16 protein-coding genes are annotated in these 19,391 nt (G+C 70.6%); 8 read left to right on the plus strand and 8 right to left on the minus strand.

The window, feature by feature from the left end; genetic code table 11:
* Positions 1-64: 64 nt before the first annotated feature.
* The 3 genes from OG352_RS25170 to OG352_RS25180 form a co-directional block, all read right to left on the minus strand.
* Complete coding sequence (locus tag OG352_RS25170; protein WP_329219956.1) at positions 65-1,312, minus strand: DUF5667 domain-containing protein; 1,248 nt, start codon at positions 1,310-1,312, stop codon at positions 65-67.
* A 269-nt stretch (positions 1,313-1,581) separates the two neighbouring features.
* On the minus strand, positions 1,582-2,370 hold the full coding sequence (locus tag OG352_RS25175; RefSeq protein WP_329219958.1) for an ECF subfamily RNA polymerase sigma factor, BldN family: 789 nt from the start codon (positions 2,368-2,370) through the stop codon (positions 1,582-1,584).
* A gap of 342 nt (positions 2,371-2,712) precedes the next feature.
* Positions 2,713-3,660, minus strand: a complete 948-nt coding sequence (locus OG352_RS25180) for an HAD family hydrolase (protein ID WP_329219960.1) — start codon at positions 3,658-3,660, stop codon at positions 2,713-2,715.
* A 93-nt stretch (positions 3,661-3,753) separates the two neighbouring features.
* On the opposite strand from OG352_RS25180, the gene OG352_RS25185 reads away from it, so the two are divergent.
* The 6 genes from OG352_RS25185 to hemB all read left to right on the plus strand — a co-directional run bounded on the left by OG352_RS25185 (position 3,754) and on the right by hemB (position 10,796).
* Positions 3,754-4,035 (plus strand): glutaredoxin family protein, encoded by a 282-nt coding sequence (locus OG352_RS25185; protein WP_329219961.1) that lies wholly within the window; start codon positions 3,754-3,756, stop codon positions 4,033-4,035.
* A gap of 225 nt (positions 4,036-4,260) precedes the next feature.
* Positions 4,261-5,028, plus strand: coding sequence for a redox-sensing transcriptional repressor Rex (locus OG352_RS25190; protein ID WP_329219963.1), 768 nt, complete (start codon positions 4,261-4,263; stop codon positions 5,026-5,028).
* Positions 5,025-6,755 carry a glutamyl-tRNA reductase gene (locus OG352_RS25195; protein ID WP_329219964.1) on the plus strand — a complete coding sequence of 577 codons (1,731 nt, stop codon included), beginning with the start codon at positions 5,025-5,027 and terminating at the stop codon, positions 6,753-6,755. The genes OG352_RS25190 and OG352_RS25195 overlap by 4 nt, the downstream gene beginning before the upstream one ends.
* Positions 6,756-6,760: 5 nt before the next feature.
* The gene (gene hemC / locus OG352_RS25200) at positions 6,761-7,720 is read left to right on the plus strand and encodes a hydroxymethylbilane synthase (protein WP_329219966.1); all 960 of its coding nucleotides are present in this window, start codon (positions 6,761-6,763) and stop codon (positions 7,718-7,720) included.
* Complete coding sequence (locus OG352_RS25205; RefSeq protein ID WP_329219968.1) at positions 7,717-9,423, plus strand: uroporphyrinogen-III synthase; 1,707 nt, start codon at positions 7,717-7,719, stop codon at positions 9,421-9,423. Before hemC ends, OG352_RS25205 begins: the two co-directional genes overlap by 4 nt.
* A gap of 380 nt (positions 9,424-9,803) precedes the next feature.
* Entirely contained in the window at positions 9,804-10,796 is a 993-nt protein-coding gene (gene hemB, locus OG352_RS25210; RefSeq protein WP_329219969.1) for a porphobilinogen synthase, read from the plus strand.
* Between the two features lie 30 nt (positions 10,797-10,826).
* Here hemB and OG352_RS25215 read toward each other — a convergent pair whose 3' ends face one another.
* Genes OG352_RS25215 through OG352_RS25225 form a run of 3 tightly spaced genes read right to left on the minus strand, consistent with a single transcriptional unit; the run spans position 10,827 to position 13,379 of the window.
* A complete protein-coding gene (locus OG352_RS25215) occupies positions 10,827-11,693 on the minus strand; it encodes a DUF4253 domain-containing protein (RefSeq protein WP_329219970.1) in 867 nt (288 codons plus the stop codon).
* A gap of 46 nt (positions 11,694-11,739) precedes the next feature.
* Entirely contained in the window at positions 11,740-12,603 is an 864-nt protein-coding gene (locus OG352_RS25220; RefSeq protein ID WP_329219971.1) for a helix-turn-helix domain-containing protein, read from the minus strand.
* Positions 12,600-13,379: a peptidoglycan-binding protein gene (locus OG352_RS25225; protein ID WP_443072507.1), complete on the minus strand. Its 780-nt coding sequence runs from the start codon at positions 13,377-13,379 to the stop codon at positions 12,600-12,602. Before OG352_RS25225 ends, OG352_RS25220 begins: the two co-directional genes overlap by 4 nt.
* A gap of 274 nt (positions 13,380-13,653) precedes the next feature.
* On the opposite strand from OG352_RS25225, the gene OG352_RS25230 reads away from it, so the two are divergent.
* The gene (locus tag OG352_RS25230) at positions 13,654-14,106 is read left to right on the plus strand and encodes a peptidoglycan-binding domain-containing protein (protein WP_329219973.1); all 453 of its coding nucleotides are present in this window, start codon (positions 13,654-13,656) and stop codon (positions 14,104-14,106) included.
* 89 nt (positions 14,107-14,195) lie between these two features.
* On the opposite strand, the gene argS is transcribed toward OG352_RS25230, so the two are convergent.
* A complete protein-coding gene (gene argS, locus OG352_RS25235) occupies positions 14,196-15,968 on the minus strand; it encodes an arginine--tRNA ligase (protein WP_329219975.1) in 1,773 nt (590 codons plus the stop codon).
* Between the two features lie 164 nt (positions 15,969-16,132).
* Between argS and lysS the strand changes: the two genes are divergently transcribed.
* Entirely contained in the window at positions 16,133-17,914 is a 1,782-nt protein-coding gene (lysS, locus tag OG352_RS25240) for a lysine--tRNA ligase (RefSeq protein ID WP_329219976.1), read from the plus strand.
* A 78-nt stretch (positions 17,915-17,992) separates the two neighbouring features.
* Here lysS and OG352_RS25245 read toward each other — a convergent pair whose 3' ends face one another.
* Positions 17,993-19,336 (minus strand): DUF2637 domain-containing protein, encoded by a 1,344-nt coding sequence (locus OG352_RS25245; RefSeq protein WP_329219977.1) that lies wholly within the window; start codon positions 19,334-19,336, stop codon positions 17,993-17,995.
* Between the last annotated feature and the right edge of the window lie 55 nt (positions 19,337-19,391).

Raw genomic sequence — 19,391 nt, forward strand, 5'->3', positions numbered from 1 at the left:
TCCCGCGCTACGACGGTGGGGCGCCCCTCCTGAGAGGGGCGCCCCACCGTCGTAGTGGACGGGACTACTCCGTGTCCTCGCTGTCGATGCCCAGGCCTGGGAGCAGGCCGGGGAGGAGCGGGGGGAGGGTGACGTCGGGTCGGGTGCTCGGGGTGACGGGGGTCGGGGCGGTGCTGCTGCCGGTGTCCTTCGGGGGGTCCAGGAGGCCGCCGGTGTTGCCGCCCAGGAGGCCGTCGTCGCCGGTGCCGGAGGTGGCCGACCTGCTCGGGCTGCCGGTGTCGCTGCCGGTACCGTCGGACGGGGCCTTGGCGGAGCCGGTGCCGGTGTCCGGGGTGGTCGTGCGGCCGGTGCCGGTGGACGCCGAGCCGGAGCCCTGGCGGGTGCCGCCGCCGCCCTGGGCGGGGGGCGGTGGGAGCAGGGACTGCAGCGGGGCGACCTCTTCGTCTATGGCTTCGAAGACCGACGAGACCTGCTGACTGACGTCCCCGAGCTGGACCGGCAGACGGTCGCGCAGGGCGCCCCAGACCTCGCGGTGCGAGCGGGAGAACGCGTCGAGCGCCTGGATGGGGCCCAGGGAGTTCGGGTCGCGCTCGAACGCCTCGTGGAGGAGCCGGTGGCCCTCCGTCGCGTCGTACTGCATGCCGTTCAGGGCGCGGCGGATCTCGCCGAGGGACTCGTGGTCGAGGTCGCCGCTGCGGCCCCGTTCCATGAGCCGGCGGGCCTCGCTCAGCCGGGTGGAGGCCTGGTCGAGGTACGTGCGCCCCCGCTCGTCGTCGCCGTCGGCCAGGTGGTTGAGCTTGAAGTCCTCGATGCCGCGCTTCAGCCCGTAGAGCCCGTCACCGGGAAGGGCGTCGGAGCTCGCGGCCGCGACGCCGCCGAAGGCGCCCGCCGCGACGCCGACGCTGAGGCCGCCCGCGGTGAGCCCCTTCGCGAGGCGGGAACGCGGGCGCAACTTGCCCAAGGGACTGGCTCGGTGCGTGCCTTTCGCACGGTGGGAGCGTTGCTCCGGCACCGATGGGTCGAACGCCTCGCCTCCCGCGGTGCCCGCCTGCAGCATGGCCTCCATGGCGGCGACCAACTGGGCCCGCTGGACGACCTTGACCTCGGGATCGAATTCCGGCTTGGGCAGCTCGGCGAGACTCGTGGCGAGGGCCAGGAGATGGCCCTGTCCGGTCTGGTCCGCAGCGGCCGGTGCCGGCGGTGATCCTTCGGTCTGCTCGGCCGCCGTGTCCTGGGCGGAACAGTCGGACTGCTCCTCCAAGACCTGGGCGAAGGCGTTCGCCCGCCGGTGCGCCGATACGTTCGCGATCACTGGCGGCACCTCCTCTCGTCATCACGGTCGACTCCCCGGGGGTTCTGAGGGTTGCACGCCCTGGACCGGATCCACACGATCGAGTGATCGGGGTCGGACAGGACGTGACCACAGGGAGCCTGTATCCCGCACAACGACTGGCGCGGCACTTGGGTTACGGACGGCGGATGATCGGATCTGGAAGGCAACGGACTTTCACTGAAGGTGAGTTGAGGATCGCCGACCGTAGCCCCCGGGCGGGGCCGGTCGGCGGTCCGGTCGGCGGTCCGTCAGCGGGCGTCTTCCGGCAGGAGCCGGGCGAGGGTGCGGACGGCCCGGTACTGAAGGGTCTTGATCGCGCCCTCGTTCTTGCCCATCACGCGCGCCGTCTCGGCGACGGACAGGCCCTGCAGGAACCGGAGCGTCACGCACTCCTGCTGCTGCGGGTTGAGCCGGCGCACGGCGTCCAGGAGCGCGGCGTTGGAGAGGGACTCCAGGACGGAGTCCTCCGGTGAGCGCGCGACCTCGTTGGCGTCGAGCATTTCGCCGGTGGTCACTTCCAGCCGGAAACGGCTCGACTTGAAGTGGTCGGCGACCAGGTTGCGGGCGATGGTGACGAGCCAGGCGCCGAAGTCGCGGCCCTGCCAGGTGAACGTCCCGATGCGGCGCAGGGCGCGCAGGAACGTCTCGCTGGTGAGGTCCTCGGCTGTCGCCTTGCCGCCCACCCGGTAGTAGATATAGCGGTAGACGGTGTCGCTGTACTGGTCGTACAGGCGCCCGAAGGCCTCGGCTTCGCCGGCCTGGGCGCGTTCGACGAGGTCCATCATGCGGGCGCTGTCGCTGTCGGCGGCCGGCCGACGGGCGGTGGCCGCGCCGCTTGCACCGGCCGCACCGGCCGCGCGTCCTCGTCTGCCGACGGCGGCGGTGCCGTCGGCCAGTGCGTAGCACGGGCCGACGGGTGCGGCGGCGGCGAAGGCGGGGACGGCGTACGCGGTGGGGACGAAGCCGCGCAACAGGTCCTGGACCGTTGCGCGCAGCGTAGCCAGGCCCGAGGTGTCAACCCCGACGTGTGGGTACACGGGACTCCCAGAGGCAGAGCTTCCATCACGTGCAGTGCGGAACCTTTCACCCGTCGTAGCGACAGGAGGGGTACCGGATTGCGTTTGAGGAGAATAACGCTTCGTGCAGGCACTGCTACACCGAGTTGCTCAAAACTTCGATTACGTCGCTTCTGTGGTTGATTGATGCCCGATCAAGTCGCGTGGAGTGAGCGATTGTTGATCGGAAACGACCGAGTTTCGCGATGGTCTGGGGCGGGTTGTGGCTGTGCGCGGACAACGCGAATAGACGGCCGCCCCAGGGGGTACGACCGTCTTTTGGTGCGGGTGTCTGGTGGGTGGGTGCTTGGCGCTGGTGTGCTGTTACCGCCGTCGCCGGTGCAGGGCGATCGCCGCCGCCGTGCCGCCCGCCACCGCTCCCACGCCGGCCGCCGCCGGGATGCCGACCTTCGCCGCCTTGCGGCCCGTGCGGTAGTCGCGCAGCCGCCAGTCGAGGCCCCGGGCGTGTTTGCGGAGTTTGGCGTCGGGGTTGATGGCGTAGGGGTGGCCGACGAGGGAGAGCATCGGGATGTCGTTGTGGGAGTCGCTGTAGGCGGCGCAGCGGGAGAGGTCCAGGTCCTCGGCCGCGGCCAGCGCGCGCACCGCCTCCGCCTTCGCGGGGCCGTGCAGGGGCTCGCCGACCAGCTTGCCCGTGTAGACGCCGTCGACCGACTCGGCGACGGTGCCCAGCGCGCCGGTGAGGCCGAGGCGGCGGGCGATCACCTGGGCGATCTCCACCGGGGCGGCGGTGACGAGCCACACCTTCTGGCCCGCGTCCAGGTGGGCCTGGGCGAGGGCCCGGGTGCCCGGCCAGATGCGCTCGGCCATGTACTCGTCGTAGATCTCCTCGCCGATCGACATCAGCTCGGAGACGCGGTGGCCCTGCACGATGGACAGGGCCGAGTCGCGGGCCTCCTGCATGTGCTCGGGGTCCTCGACGCCGGCCAGCCGGAACCACGCCTGCTGCCAGGCGAAGCGGGCCAGGTCGCGGGTCTCGAAGAACTTCCGTTTGTACAGACCGCGGCCGAAGTGGAAGAGGGCCGCGCCCTGCATCACGGTGTTGTCGAGGTCGAAGAAGGCGGCGGCCAGCGCGTCGCCGTGCACCGGGAACTGCGGTTCCCGGTCGGAGGCGTCCGGGGAGTCCAGGGTCTCCGGGGAGTCCAGGGCTTCCTGGGTGGACTTGCGGGCTGCCTCCGCCGAGGCCTCGCCTGCCAACACGCTCCGCGCCGTGGCGGCGCGCCTACGGGGAGTGAGCCATCCTAGAGCGGCCATGGCGTGAGCATAGCCAGTCCGTTCGGTGGTTCCGGAGCCGAGAGGTTCGAAGGGTGTGAACTCTCCGCGACCGCTCGGTTAAAGAGCGGGAGAATGGCCGACATGAGTCCCCTCTTTCGACGTAAGGCAGCCCCGGGCGAACGGGTGGTCACCCTCATCCGCAAGTCGGGTTGTCATCTGTGCGACGACGCGGAAAGCGTGATCGAAAAGGTCTGCGGGGAACTCGGCGTGCCCTGGGAGCGCAAGGACATCACCGAGGACCGGGAACTGTACGACCAGTACTGGGAGCAGATCCCCGTCGTGCTCGTGGACGGCAGGCAGCACACCTTCTGGCGGGTGGACGAGGGCCGCCTTCGTAAGGAGTTGGCCGGGTAGGAGGGAACGTCGCTTAGGATCGATGGCGGTTTTGTCTCGGGGGCGGGATTCACGAGGAGAGTGGCGGTTTTGCCCCCTGGAATGATGTGCGTGACCCCGGTCACGTTGGCCGGGCAAATCGGACACCATCTTTGTGCACGCGTTCACAAAGACATAGCCTGCTGTCGACGGGGCGGTCTGGGTACGTGTGACCGCCTGCAGCCCCGCTCTACCCGCAGGAGCACCGTGGCAACTGGCCGAACTCACCGACCGGCGACCCGTAGCCGAGGGATTCCCGAGGCCACCGTCGCCCGCCTTCCGCTGTACCTCCGCGCGCTGACCGGACTGTCGGAGCGCTCGGTCCCCACGGTCTCCTCCGAGGAACTCGCCGCTGCCGCGGGCGTCAACTCCGCGAAGCTGCGCAAGGACTTCTCTTACCTGGGTTCTTACGGAACCCGGGGTGTCGGCTACGACGTCGAGTATCTCGTCTACCAGATCTCCCGTGAGCTGGGGCTCACCCAGGACTGGCCGGTTGTGATCGTCGGTATCGGCAACCTCGGCGCGGCGCTGGCCAATTACGGCGGGTTCGCCTCGCGCGGTTTCCGGGTCGCGGCGCTCATCGACGCCGATCTGGCGATGGCGGGGAAGCAGGTCGCCGGGATCGGCGTGCAGCACAGCGACGGCCTGGAGAAGATCATCTCCGACAACGGTGTCTCCATCGGCGTGATCACCACCCCGCCGGGCGTCGCCCAGCAGGTCTGCGACCGGCTCGTGGCCGCCGGCGTCACCTCCATCCTGAACTTCGCGCCGACCGTGCTGACCGTCCCGGACGGCGTGGACGTGCGCAAGGTCGACCTCTCCATCGAGCTGCAGATCCTCGCCTTCCACGAGCAGCGCAAGGCCGGCGAGGAGGCCGCGGCGCACGACAACGCCGTACCCGCCGCCCCCGTCAGCCACAAGGACACCACCGAGCAGGGACCCGACGGGGACGTACCCGCCGTGATGCCGGCATGAGTCTCCTCGTCGTCGGACTGAGCCACCGCAGCGCCCCCGTGAGCGTGCTGGAGCGGGCCTCGCTGTCTGCGGACGCCCAGCTCAAGCTGCTCCAGGACACGGTCGCCGCCGACCCGGCCGCCGAGGCCGCCGTCCTCGCCACCTGCAACCGCATCGAGCTGTACGCCGACGTGGACAAGTTCCACGCGGGCGTCGCCGAGCTGTCCACGCTGCTCGCCCAGCACAGCGGGGTCGGCCTGGAGGAGCTCACTCCTTATCTCTACGTGCACTACGAGGACCGCGCCGTCCACCACTTCTTCTCGGTGGCCTGCGGCCTGGACTCCATGGTCGTCGGCGAGGGGCAGATCCTCGGGCAGATCAAGGACGCGCTGGCCCGCGCGCAGGAGCTGCACACCGCCGGACGGCTGCTGAACGACCTGTTCCAGCAGGCCCTCAGGGTCGGCAAGCGCGCCCACTCCGAGACCGGCATCGACCGCGCCGGGCAGTCCCTGGTCACCTTCGGCCTGGAGCAGCTCGCCGCGGGCGGGGAGGTGCGGGACTGGGCGCGCGGCAAGCGGGCCCTCGTCATCGGCGCCGGTTCCATGTCGTCGCTGGCCGCCGCCACCCTCGCGCGCGCCGGGGTCGGCGAGGTCGTCGTCGCCAACCGCACCCTCGACCGGGCCGCGCGGCTCGCCCAGATACTCGCCGAGGCCGACGGCACGGACGTGCCGGCCCGCGCGGTACCGATGGAATCGGTGCCGGCCGAGCTGACACGTGCCGACGTCGTCGTCTCCTGCACCGGTGCGACGGGCCTGGTCCTGACGGCGGAGGCGATCGCGGAGGCGGTCGAGGGCCGCACCGGAACACCCGCCGCCTTCGACGCCGCCGACGACGAGCAGACGACGACCGGCGCGGACGTACGGCCGCTGCCGGCCACCTCCGTCGGGGCCGACGAGAACTGTCCGCTGGACCTGGCCGCCGTACAGCAGGCCCCCGTGCCGCAGGCCGGATTCTCCGTGCTCGGGGAGGCCGCCGTCGCCGGGATGGACGCGGCGACGCTGGAGCAGCACGCCGCCTGGGTGGACAACGCGACCGTGGACCGGCGGGCGGCCGCTCGCCGTCCGGAGGCCGACGCCGAGCTGATCAGCGCCCTCGCCGCGACCGCCGCCACCGTCGGGCGGATCCCCGAGCGCCGCAGGCCCGAGCCGGTCGCCATGCTCGTACGGCCCGAGCCCGTGCTCTTCCTGCTCGACCTGGCGATGCCGCGGGACGTCGACGCGGCCGCGCACCGGCTGGCCGGGGTACGGCTGGTGGACATCGAGTCGCTCGCCGAGGCTTCGGCGGACGCTCCGATGGCGGCCGACGTCGACCAGGTGCGGCGGATCGTCGCCGACGAGGTCGCCGCGTTCGGCGCGGCACAGCGGGCCGCGCACATCACGCCGACCGTGGTCGCGCTGCGCGCGATGGCCGCCGACGTCGTGGCCGGCGAGATCGCCCGGCTCGACGGGCGGCTGCCCGGACTGGACGACAAGCACCGCGCCGAGATCACCCAGACCGTGAAGCGGGTCGTCGACAAGCTGCTGCACGCGCCGACCGTACGGGTCAAGCAGCTCGCGGCCGAGCCCGGCGGCGCCGGGTACGCGGACGCGCTGCGGACCCTGTTCGACCTCGACCCGGAGACGGTGGCCGCCGTGTCCCGGGCCGAGGAAAGCACCGAGATGAACGCAGAGAACCGAGGGCCGGCATGAGCGGCATGAGTACGAAGGCACTGAGACTGGGGACGAGGCGGAGCAGACTCGCCCTGGCCCAGTCCCGGCTGGTCGCGGACGCCGTGGGCCGGGTGACCGGGCGGCCCGTCGAGCTCGTCGAGATCACCACCTACGGCGACGTCTCCCGCGAGCATCTCGCGCAGATCGGCGGCACGGGTGTCTTCGTCACCGCGCTGCGGGACGCGCTGACCAAGGGCGAGGTCGACTTCGCGGTTCACTCGCTGAAGGACCTGCCGACCACGCAGCCCGAGAACCTGGTCCTGGCCGCCGTACCGGTGCGCGAGGACCCCCGCGACGCGCTCGTCGCCCGGGACGCGCTGAAGTTCACCGACCTGCCGCGCGGGGCGCGCATCGGCACCGGTTCGCCGCGCCGCATGGCGCAGCTCAACGCGTACGCCCGCGCCCACGGACTCGACATCGAGACGGTGCCGATCCGCGGGAACGTCGACACGCGGCTCGGATACGTGCGCGACGGCGAGCTGGACGCGGTGGTGCTGGCCGCGGCCGGCCTGAGCCGCATCGGCCGCCTCGACGAGGTCACCGACTTCCTGTCGATAGACACGGTTTTGCCCGCTCCCGGCCAGGGAGCACTGGCGATCGAGTGTGCCGCGGACCACGCGGACCTCATCGCGACGCTCGGCGAGCTCGACGACCCGTTCACACGGGTCGCCGTGACCGCCGAACGGTCACTGCTCGCCGCCCTGGAGGCCGGTTGCAGTGCCCCTGTCGGGGCGCTGGCCGACCTGCTGGCCGACGGGCAGATTGTCAAGGAAATGCGCCTGCGGGGCGTCGTCGGCACGACCGACGGCTCCCGGATGGTGCAGCTGTCCACCACCGGTCCCGTGCCCGAGACGCACGACCAGGCAATGATGCTCGGTCGCGGACTCGCCGCCGAGATGCTTGCCCAGGGCGCGGCCGGTCTGATGGGGGAGCGAGCACAGTGAGCCCCACCACTCTTCCAGCCGCTGGTCCTCAACACGGGCACGTCACCTTTCTGGGTGCCGGACCCGGGGATCCGGGACTACTTACTCTGCGCGCCGTCGAGGCGCTGGCGCAGGCGGACGTCCTCGTCGCCGAGCACGAGGTGCTCGACGTCGTACGGGCGCACGCGAGGCCCGGCGTCGCCGTCGTGCACGCGGAAGCGGGTCCTTCGTCGGACCCTCTTCCCGGCACGGGCGCGCCTCTTTCGATGGTTGTTGACGGCACGTCAACAACCGCTGCGGTACCCGCTGTGCGCGATGCCGCACATCTTGTCATGGAGGCCGCGCGGGGCGGCAGGCGGGTCGTCCGTGCGGTGTCCGGGGACCCCGGGCTCGATACGTACGCGGCGGAGGAAATGCTCGCGTGCGCCGCGGCCGGTGTTCCCTTCGAGGTCGTGCCCGGTGTCGCGGCCGTCGTCGGCGTGCCGGCGTACGCCGGTGTGCCGCTGCGGGACGCGCAGGGCGCGGACGTCCGGTTCGTGGACGCGCGGACGGCTTCGGACCGTTGCTGGAGCGAGGTCGGCGCGTCGGACGGGACCGTCGTCGTGTCGACGACCCTCGACTCGGTGGCTTCGGCCGCCGGGGAGCTGGTGTCGGCGGGGCGTAAGCCCGATACGCCGATGACGGTGACGGTGGCCGGTACGACGACCCGTCAGCGGACGTGGAGCGCGACCCTCGGGACCATCGCGCAGACGCTGAAGCAGGCGAAGGCGCTGCCCTCGCCCGAGGGCGGCCGGCCGGTGATAGTCGTGGTCGGTGAGCGTTCCGCCCCTGCTCAGCGTGAGCAGTTGGCGTGGTTCGAGTCCAAGCCGCTGTTCGGCTGGAAGGTGCTCGTGCCGCGTACGAAGGAGCAGGCGGTGTCGCTCTCCGACCAGTTGCGGTCGTACGGGGCCGTGCCGCACGAGGTGCCGACGATCGCCGTCGAGCCGCCGCGGACGCCTCAGCAGATGGAGCGGGCGGTCAAGGGGCTCGTCACCGGGCGGTACGAGTGGATCGCCTTCACGAGCGTCAATGCCGTCAAGGCTGTGCGGGAGAAGTTCGAGGAGTACGGGCTCGACGCTCGTGCCTTCGCCGGGATCAAGGTCGCCGCGGTGGGTGAGCAGACCGCCAAGGCGCTGGTCGCCTTCGGTGTGAAGCCGGATCTCGTGCCCAGCGGCGAGCAGTCGGCTGCCGGGCTGCTGGATGACTGGCCGCCCTACGACCCGGTCTTCGACCCGATCGACCGGGTGTTCCTGCCGCGCGCGGACATCGCCACGGAGACGCTTGTCGCCGGGCTCATCGAGCTGGGCTGGGAGGTCGACGACGTCACCGCCTACCGGACCGTGCGGGCCTCGCCGCCGCCCGCGGAGACGCGGGAGGCGATCAAGGGGGGTGGGTTCGACGCCGTGCTGTTCACGTCGTCGTCCACGGTGCGGAACCTGGTGGGTATCGCCGGGAAGCCGCACAACGTGACGGTCATCGCGTGCATCGGTCCGGCTACCGCCAAGACCGCTGAGGAGCATGGGCTGCGGGTGGACGTGATGGCTCCGGAGCCGTCCGTGCACAAGCTGGTGGAAGCGCTGGCCGACTTCGGGTTGAAGAGGCGGGCTGCTGCGCAGGAGGCCGGCGACCAGGTCAGCCGGCCCAGTGAGCGGCGGCCGGGGGCTCGGCGGCGGCGGGCTACCTGAGGCGAGGTGAGTGGGGGTGCGGGTGCCCGTGGGGTGCGTGCGTCCGGTGGGGGTGCGCGTCCGTGGGGGCTGCGCCCCCACACCCCCGCTTCGGCCCTGAAGGGGCCTCGTCCTCAATCGCCGGACGGGCTGGAGTGTCGGGGCCCTCGCTTGCAAGGCACCGGGGCGGGCTGGAGTGTCCGGACCTCGCTTACAAGGCACCGGGGCGGGCTGGAGTGTCCGGACCTCGCTTACAAGGCACCGGGGGGACGGGGCTGAAGGTACGTGGCCTCGTCTACAAGGCATCGGTGGGCTGAGAGGTCTCGGCCGTGTTTTCAGGTGCTGGTGGGTCGACATCGCGTCGGCAAAGGTGGGGTTGGGGCGGGCGTAGCGTAGGTGGCATGACGATGTACGGATCCTTTCCCGGTTCGCGTCCTCGGCGGCTGCGGACCACCCCCGTCATGCGGCGCATGGTCGCGGAGACCCGGTTGCATCCGGCCGACTTCATCCTGCCCGCGTTCGTGCGGGAGGGTGTGAGTGAGCCGGTGCCGATCCAGGCCATGCCCGGGGTTGTGCAGCACACGCGCGACAGTCTGAAGAAGGCCGCGCTGGAGGCCGTCGAGGCCGGGGTCTCCGGGATCATGCTCTTCGGGGTGCCGGAGGAGTCGAAGAAGGACGCGCTCGGGACGCCGGGGACGGACCCGGACGGGATTCTCCAGGTCGCCATCCGGGACGTGCGGGCCGAGGTCGGGGACGACCTGCTCGTCATGTCCGATCTGTGTCTCGATGAGACGACCGATCACGGGCATTGCGGGGTGCTCGATTCCGAAGGGCGCGTCGATAATGACGCCACCCTGGAGCGGTATGCCGAGATGGCCCAGGTGCAGGCCGACGCGGGGGCTCATGTCGTCGGGCCCAGCGGGATGATGGACGGGCAGATCGGGGTCGTCCGGGACGCCCTTGATCAGATCGGGCGGGAGGATGTTTCGATCCTCGCCTATACCGCCAAGTACTCGTCCGCGTTCTACGGGCCCTTCCGGGAGGCCGTCGGGTCCTCGCTGAAGGGGGACCGGAAGACGTATCAGCAGGATCCGGCGAATCTGCGGGAGTCGATGCGGGAGCTCGCGCTGGATCTGGAGGAGGGGGCCGACATGGTGATGGTCAAGCCGGCCGGACCCTACCTCGACGTCCTCGCCCGCGTCGCCGACGCCGTGGACGTGCCCGTCGTCGCCTACCAGATCTCCGGCGAGTACTCGATGGTCGAGGCCGCCGCCGAGAAGGGCTGGCTCGACCGCGACCGGGCGATCTTCGAGACGCTGACCGGCATCAAGCGGGCCGGGGCGCGCAACATCCTCACCTACTGGGCGACGGAGGCGGCGCAGAAGCTGCGCTGACTTCCCGGACGCCGGCTTGCAGGAGCGGGGTCAGTCCCACCAGAAGGACCAGGTGGGCTCGCCCTTCAGCTCCTCGGCGTAGGTGCGCAGGGCGTTCGGGCCGTTCTGGGGGATGTTGTCCGGGCAGAACGCGAAGTGTTCCGCCGCGATCGCCTCGGCCTCGGCCAGGGTGGCGGGCGGGGCCGCTACCGACACGACCAGGGTGTCGAAGCCGAGCGCCACCACCCGTATGCCGAAGCGGTCCTCCCAGGAACGCAGCACCGCGCAGAGACGGGCCACGTCCTCCTCGTAGTTCAGGGGGCCGGTCCAGCCGATCACCGCCGGAATGTCCGCGGAGCGGCGTGCCGCGACCAGGGCGAGGTGCGGCTCCTTGAGCCAGGTCCGGGTGCCGTCCGTCAGCGAGTCCGCGATCTGGGCGGCGCGGACGTCGGGGGTGGCCGTGGGGGAGGCGGCGGGAGCGAGGCCGGGCCAGTCGGAACCGAACGGCTCGATGCCCTCCGTTCCACTGATTCCCTCGGCCAGTTCCTCCTCCGCGTTGTCCTCCCAGTACTCGGCGAGGACCTCTTCGGCGTCGTGGTCCCCGGGGTACGACATCTCGCCGGGCATCAACTCCCAGTCCGCGGGCCCGCCTTGGGAGCCGCCCAGGTCCACGAGCACCGGGAGCAGGCCGGTTCGTGCGGCCTGTGCGCCCAGGGCTTTCCAGGTGCCGGGCGAAGCCGTCTTCTGCGCATGCCACAGCAACGGCTCGTGCCACGGGCCCTCGTCCTCCCCCACTGCCCTAAAGGCGTGGGAGGTGCCCCCATCGTCGATCAGTCTCCCGGGCGGGAGTTGCAGCCCGAGGGAACGGCCGCTCGGGTCGGTCGCCAGTCTGGGCAGCGGGTTGGGAAGAGTCGCCATACCGGTGACTCTAAAGGGAGGGTCTGACATTGGCTCGGGAGAGCGGTCAGTCCACCTTGCCCTTGAAGCACTCCTTCTTGCCGCCGTTCGCGGGCAGGAAGCAGCCCTGGACGACGGTTCCCGGGCGCGTCGCCGTCATAGGGGTGTGGACGTAGGTGTCCGCATCGGCTCGGGTTCTCACCCGGGCGACGCGGCCCCGCAGTTCGACGCCGTCGCCGATCCGCGTGCCCCACATCCGTACCCAAGTGGTCCCGCACACCCTGCTGTACCGCAGTTGTGCCGAGGCCCCCGTGGAGGTGAGGTACTCGACCAGGGTCTCGGGATCGCCGCCGCACCGCGTGACCGCGGGGTCCTTGCCCTCGCAGGCGGTGTCCCGGCAGTGGGGGCCGGTGGGGGAGGGGGACGCCGCTGCGGATGCCGACGGTTGCGTCGTCTCGTCCTGGTGGGGGAGGAGGAGAAGGGTCAGCAGGAGTGCCGCGAACAGTGCGGCGGACACGGATGTCAGGACCGCCGTGGCCGTCATGACTGTCGGGGTCGCCGTGGTGGTTGTGGTTGGGGTTGTGGTCGTGGTCGTGGTGGTTGTCCTGGCCCGGTGACCGGCGGCCGGTGCGGGTGATCCGGGGGGCGGAATCGGCGGCGGGGGTGTTTCTCTCGGTGGTCCGCTCCACTCCGACTTCGCCAGTTCCCGGAGGGCCAGGCAGCGGCCGTCCGGTTCGTCGGCCAGGCGGCACAGTTCCTGTACCGCCTGTCGCGGGGGCAGGGTTCTGCCGTTGAGGTAGCGCTCCCAGGACGACTTGCTGAAGGTGGTCCGGGCTGCCAGCCCGGCCAGGCTCAGGCCCGTGCGGTCCTTCAACTCCCTTAGTACGGCGGCCAGTTTGGTGCTCTCCGGGGAGGGTGCGGGCGACGTCATCCGCGCAGCGCCTTCCAGGTGTGCGGGCCGACCATGCCGTCCACGTCCAGACCGGACCGCTTCTGCAGGGCCTTGACCGCCCGCTGGGTCAGCGGACCGAACATCCCGTCGATGCCGCCCGGTGAGATGCCCGCCCGGCGCAGCAGACACTGCGCCTCGGCCACGTCGGGGCCGGCGCTGCCGTACCCGATCTCGGCGTTCCGGGTGCGGCTGATGCCCGCGTACCAGAGGCCGTCGGTCCGCGCGATCCGGCAGGTGTAGGCGGGGGTCGATTTGGACGCCGACGGGGTGGGCGGGGCGGGGGGTGCGGTCGCCGGGTCGCTGCCGTGGCCGTTGAGGCGGACGAACAGGAGGGTCGCCGAGGAGGCGGCCAGAACCAGGGCCACCGCTCCCGCGACGAGCGTGATCCGCAGCGAACGCTCCGAGAAACGCCTGAACTCCTCTGCCTCGCCCTCTTCCCCCGACGGTGTGACCGGTTCCGGGGCGGGTGCGGGTGCCTCCGTGTGGCCGGTGGTCCAGGTGTCGGCGGCGACCTCGTGCAACGCCAGCAGGCGGACCGGGTCGACGCCGCCGATCCGGGCCAGTGCCTCCACGGCCTCCCGGGGTGGTAGCGATCTGCCGCCGAGATACCGCTCCCACGACTTCTGGCTGTACCCCGTCTTCGCCGCCAGTTGGCGCATGCTCAGCTCGCTGTGGTCCGTCAGCCGGCGCAGCTCCGTCACCAACTGCTTTACGGACGGGTTCAGTTCGGCGGACAGCGGTTTGCGGCGCGCCATGTTCCCCCCAGATGCGGTCATGAACCGTGGTCAGCGGCCCCCCGCTCCGTCGCATTCTGCATGACCATCACACCATCTGCACAAGGTCTGCCGCAGCCGTCCCGCCGGACCGTCCCGGGCGGCGGCATCCGCGCAGGTCAGCGGGTGGGACGTCCCAAGAAGCCGTCACTTGCGCGGCAGCCGTGGCGGCCCCGGCCGGGCGACGCGCATCGTGGTGTCGTCACCGGCTCGCCGAACGGGCCAGGTGCCGACCCACGACCGGAAAGAGGCACGCATGCGATCGAACGTCCTGGTCAGGACCCTCGTCGGACTCACCGCCGTCGCCGGACTCGCCGCCGGATCCCTGGCGACCGCGGGCACCAGCTTCGCGGCGTCCACGCCGGCCACGCAGTCGTCGGTGAGCGGTCAGTCCGCCTCCCTGCTGGCGACGCAGAACTTCGGCCTGACCAGCGCCGAGGCCAAGAACGTCCAGCGGTGGCTCGCGCAGTACTGGAACTACAACGACGGCATCGACGGTCAGCTGGGCACCAACAGCTGGAAGGCGTTCCAGCGTTGTCTCAAGACCTACTACGGCTACACCGACTCGATCGACGGCGACCCCGGCTCCAACACGATCAAGGCGCTCCAGCGCCTCCTGAAGAGCAGCTACGGCTACACCGGTGCGATCGACGGCGACGCCGGGTCGGGCACCCGGGCCGCGTTCAAGCGGTTCGCCGCCGCCGCCTGACGTCCGCGTGAACGGCCGTGGCCCTGTCCTCTCCCGGGGGAGGAGGACAGGGCCACGGTGCCGTCGTGTCCCGTCGTGTCGGCGGGCTGTCAGAGTTTGTCGGGTGTCCTGATGCCCAGCAGGGCCATGCCCAGGTGGAGCGTGCGGCCCGTCAGGTCGACCAGGAACAGGCGGTTCTCGACGACCTCCGGCGCGTTGTCGGGGGACAGTACGTGGCACTGGTCGTAGAACGTCGTCAGGTGCGAGGCCAACTGGTACAGGTACGACGCCAGTTTGTGCGGCTCGTACCCGGCGGCGACCTCCGCCAGCAGCTCGCCGAACTGGTCCAGGTGCAGGCCCAACGCCCGCTCCGCCGGGGCCAGTTCCAGCTCCGGGTGGGCCAGCGGCCGGGCCTCGCCCGCCTTGCGCAGGATCGACTGGATACGGGCGTACGCGTACTGGAGGTAGACCGACGTGTCGCCGTTCAGCGAGACCATCTGGTCCAGGTCGAACTTGTAGTCGCGGACCGCGGACGTCGACAGGTCGGCGTACTTCACCGCGCCGATGCCCACGTACCGGCCGTTCTCGACGACCTCCTCGTCCGTCAGGCCCACCTTGTCGCGCTTCTCGCCGACGACGGCCGTCGCCCGGTCCACCGCCTCGTCGAGGAGGTCGACCAGCTTCACCGTCTCGCCCTCACGGGTCTTGAACGGCTTGCCGTCCTTGCCCAGGACCGTGCCGAACGCCAACTGGTGTGCCTTGACGTCCTCGTTGAGCCAGCCCGCCCTGCGCGCCGTCTCGAAGACCATCTTGAAGTGCAGCGACTGACGGGCGTCCACGACGTACAGCAGCGTGTTCGCCTTGAGGGCGAAGACGCGGTCGCGGATCGCCGACAGGTCGGTCGCCGCGTAGCCGTAGCCGCCGTCCGACTTCTGGACGATCAGCGGGACCGGGTTGCCGTCCGGGCCCTTGACGTCCTCGAAGAACACGCAGAGCGCGCCCTCGGAGCGCACCGCGACGCCCGACTCCTCCAGGAGGCGGCAGGTCTGCGCCAGCATGTCGTTGTAACCCGACTCGCCGACGATGTCCTCGTCCCGGATCCGCATGTCCAGCTTCTCGAAGACCGAGAAGAAGTAGATCTTCGACTCGTCGACGAACTTCTGCCAGATCGCGAGCGTGTGCGGGTCCCCGGCCTGGAGGTCGACCACCCGGCGACGCGCCCGCGTCTTGAACTCCTCGTCCCCGTCGAACAGTTTGCGCGCGGTCTTGTAGAGGCGGTCGAGGTTCGACATCGCCTCCTCGCCGCTGACCTCTTCGGACGCCTTGTGGTCCAGCTCGTGCGGATGCTCGTCCAGGTACTGGATGAGCATGCCGAACTGGGTGCCCCAGTCGCCGATGTGGTGGCGGCGCACGACCGTCTCGCCCGTGAACTCCAGGATCCGCACCACCGCGTCGCCGATGACCGCCGACCGCAGGTGACCGACGTGCATCTCCTTCGCCACGTTCGGCTGGGCGTAGTCGATGACCGTGGTGCCGGGGTGGGCGGAGTGGGGCACGCCGACGCGGTCCGCGTCCGCGTACCGCGCGGCCAGGTTCTCGGTGATCGCCCGGTCGGTGATCGTCACGTTCAGGAAGCCGGGGCCCGAGACCTCGATCTCCTTGATCACGTCACCGGTCACGACGTGCGACACGACCTGCGTCGCCAGATCGCGCGGGTTCGCCTTCGCCTTCTTCGCGAGGGCGAGGATGCCGTTGGCCTGGAAGTCGGCCCGGTCGCTTCGGCGCAGCAGCGGGTCGGCGGGGCCGGCCTCCGGCAGGGCTGCCGAGAGGGCCGTCGCGAGACGCTGGTGGACCGAGGCGGTGAGGGACGTGACCGGGGCCATAGGAGTGGGTGCCGTTCTCCTCGTGGGGATGGATAGACACGGTCAGTATCCCATGGGGGGTAAAGCCGTTTTCCCGGGCGCGTCGCGGTCTGGGAGAATGGGCCCGTCATCAAGCAGCGGCCTTAGCAAGCAGCAGCCTTCAGAACGACTGAGAACAAGAGGACGTGCCGATCGTGGCTCAGAGCACCGAGACCACCGACTGGGTCTCCCGTTTCGCGGACGAGGTCATCGAGGAGTCGGAGCGCCGAGCCCCCGGCGCAGTGACATCAGTCGCTACCGCTCCGGCCATCGTCGTCGCGTCCGGGCTCTCCCCCTCCGGGCCCATCCACCTCGGCAACCTGCGCGAGGTCATGACCCCGCACCTCGTCGCCGACGAGATCCGCCGCCGCGGCCACCAGGTCCGGCACCTGATCTCCTGGGACGACTACGACCGCTACCGCAAGGTGCCGGCCGGTCTCGCCGGGGTCGACGAGTCGTGGGCCGAGCACATCGGCAAGCCGCTGACCTCCGTCCCGGCCCCGCCCGGATCGTCGTACCCGAACTGGGCCGAGCACTTCAAGGCCGCCATGGTCGAGGCGCTGGCCGAGCTGGGCGTCGAGTTCGACGGGATCAGCCAGACCGCGCAGTACACCTCCGGGGTGTACCGGGAGCAGGTGCTGCACGCGATCGCGCACCGCGCCGACATCGACGCGATCCTCGACCAGTACCGGACGAAGAAGGCCCCGGCCAAGCAGAACCCGCAGAAGCAGCAGAAGCCTGTCGACGAGGCCGAGGTCGAGGCCGCCGAGGGGTCCGGGGCCGCCGCCGAGGACGACGGCAGCTCCGGGGCCGGGTCCGTGGGGTACTTCCCGTACAAGCCGTACTGCGGCAACTGCGAGAAGGACCTCACCACGGTCACCTCCTACGACGACGACACCACCGAGCTGTCCTACACCTGCACCGCCTGCGGCTTCGCCGAGACCGTCCGGCTGAACGAGTTCAACCGCGGCAAGCTGGTCTGGAAGGTCGACTGGCCGATGCGGTGGGCGTACGAGGGCGTCGTCTTCGAGCCGAGCGGTGTCGACCACTCGTCGCCGGGGTCCTCCTTCCAGGTCGGCGGGCAGATCGTCGGGATCTTCGGCGGCAAGCAGCCCATCGGGCCGATGTACGCCTTCGTCGGCATCAGCGGCATGGCCAAGATGTCGTCGTCGAAGGGCGGGGTGCCCACCCCGGGCGACGCGCTGAAGATCATGGAGCCGCAGCTCCTGCGCTGGCTCTACGCCCGCCGCCGCCCCAACCAGTCCTTCAAGATCGCCTTCGACCAGGAGATCCAGCGGCTCTACGACGAGTGGGACAAGCTCGACGCCAAGGTCGCCGACCGCTCCGCGCTTCCGGCCGACGTCGCCGCACACGCGCGTGCCGTGGGCACGGCCGGCGGCGAGCTGCCGCGTACGGCGACGCCGCTGCCGTACCGGACGCTGGCCTCCATCGCCGACATCACCGCCGGCGAGCAGGAGCAGGCGCTGCGCATCCTCGGCGAGCTCGACCCCGAGAACCCGCTCCGCTCGCTCGACGAGGCCCGGCCGCGCTACGACAAGGCCGAGGCGTGGATCAACACCCACGTCCCCGCCGACCAGCGCACCATCGTGCGTGAGGAGCCGGACGCCGAACTGCTGAAGTCCCTCGACGAGGCCTCCCAGCAGTCCCTGCGGCTCCTGCGCGACGGACTCGCCGACCACTGGTCGCTCGACGGCCTCACCCACCTCGTCTACGGCGTTCCCAAGGTGCAGGCCGGCTTCCCGGCCGACGCCACGCCCAAGGAACTCCCGCCCGAGATCAAGACCGCCCAGCGGACGTTCTTCGCGCTCCTCTACCACCTGCTCGTCGGCCGCGACACCGGCCCGCGTCTGCCCACGCTGCTGCTCGCGGTGGGGCAGGAGCGGGTACGGGGCCTGCTCGGCGAGTAACCCGAGTAAGTAGTCGGCGTGAGAAGGGGGCCCTCCTGAGGAGGGCCCCCTTTCGCATTCGCTTTCGCTGTGCGCCGGTTACGCGATGTGGTCCTCTTCCAGTTCCGCCGCGTGACGGTTCTGGAAGCGCATGACCATCCGCTTCGCATCGGCATCAGGAACGGGAGCGCCGTACGTCGCCTCGACGTCGTCGCTGAACTGGCTCGGGGTCGGGTAGCCGCCGCTGCTTATCGACTGCTTGAAGACCTGGTAGTACGACTCCTCGTCCGGCTCCACGACCGGCGTGCCGCCGCCCTCGCCCAGCTCGCGGCTGCGGTTCGGGCCCACCGGGATGGGGAAGGAACCCGTCTCCTCCGGGGAGGGCTCCCGGGCGGGGGGCTCCTCCTGGTACTGGTCCGCGTACTGCTCGGCCTGCTGCTCCCCCGCGTACCAGTCGGCGTACTGCTCGGCCGGGTCGTACGCGGGGTCGTACGTCGGGTCGTAGCCGCCCTGGTACGCGATGGCCCGGGGGTCCCGCGCCTGGAGCCACGGGTTCTGGTCGTCCTCGGGCGGCTGCGCTTGTGGCTGTGGTTGCTGCTGCGACTGCTGCTGCGGTTGTTGCTGTAGCTGCCGCTGTTGCACGGGGGCCGGTGCCAGCTCCTGCAGTTCCTGCTGAGACACCTGGGGCTGGGGTTGCGTCTGGGGCTGGGCCTGCGCCTGTACCGGGATCGGGATCGGGGGGAGGAGGGCCGGTTCGATGCCTGCCGCTGCCAGGCCCGCCGGGGCCGTTTCCGCCAGGGGGACGCCGTAGCGGGCCAGGCGCAGGGGCATCAGGGACTCCACCGGGGCCTTGCGACGCCACGCCCGGCCGAAGCGGGAACGCAGCCTCGCCTGGTAGACGAGACGTTCCTGCTCCAACTTGATCACCTGGTCGTAGGAGCGCAGCTCCCACAGCTTCATACGACGCCAGAGGAGGAACGTCGGCAGCGGGGAGAGCAGCCAGCGCGTGATGCGCACGCCCTCCATGTGCTTGTCGGCCGTGATGTCCGCGATCCGGCCGATGGCGTGCCGCGCCGCCTCCACCGCGACGACGAACAGGATCGGGATCACCGCGTGCATGCCCGTGCCCAGCGGGTCCGGCCAGGCCGCCGCGCCGTTGAACGCGATCGTCGCCGCCGTCAGCAGCCACGCCGTCTGACGCAGCAGCGGGAAGGGGATGCGGATCCACGTCAGCAGCAGATCCAGGGCCAGCAGGACGCAGATGCCCGCGTCGATGCCGATCGGGAACACGTAGGAGAAGTTCCCGAAACCCTTCTCGAGAGCCAGCTCACGGACGGCCGCGTACGAACCGGCGAAGCCGATGCCGGCGATGATCACGGCGCCGGTCACGACCACGCCGATGAGAACGCGGTGCGTCCGGGTCAGCTCTATTCGCTCGGACACCCGTACTCCCCTCCCGTTGCGTGTTCCTGCGCGCAACAGGGTGGCACATGTGTAC

Source organism: Streptomyces sp. NBC_01485, assembly GCF_036227125.1.
In the GTDB taxonomy this organism is placed as follows: domain Bacteria; phylum Actinomycetota; class Actinomycetes; order Streptomycetales; family Streptomycetaceae; genus Streptomyces.